The sequence below is a fragment of the Corynebacterium glyciniphilum AJ 3170 genome (assembly GCF_007673095.1).
Lineage (GTDB): Bacteria > Actinomycetota > Actinomycetes > Mycobacteriales > Mycobacteriaceae > Corynebacterium.
Genome location: NZ_VDYZ01000382.1, coordinates 1 through 228, shown reverse-complemented (window position 1 = coordinate 228; position 228 = coordinate 1). Strand labels below are relative to the sequence as shown.

The following is a 228-nucleotide window of genomic DNA, read 5'->3' as shown; positions in this document are numbered from 1 at the left end:
CCCCTTCATCAATCCCCACCACAACCTCGTCATGCCTCACCCCATCACCCAAATCCCCCCACCCCTACCCCCCTTCCTCCCCCTCCCCACCCTCCCCTCCATCCCCCACGAACCCCTCACCCTCCCCACCATCCACCCCCCCTCCCCCTCCCACCTCCACAACCCTCTCCCACCCTTCCTCTCCCTCTTCCTCCTCTCCACCCCCCTCTCCACGGTCTCTCCCCACGT

General features: G+C 67.1%; 1 protein-coding gene. It reads right to left on the bottom strand.

What is annotated here, in order from left to right:
- Positions 1-36: 36 nt before the first annotated feature.
- A partial coding sequence (locus FS507_RS20160) for a hypothetical protein (RefSeq protein WP_440130369.1) occupies positions 37-228 on the bottom strand: 192 nt, incomplete at its 5' end.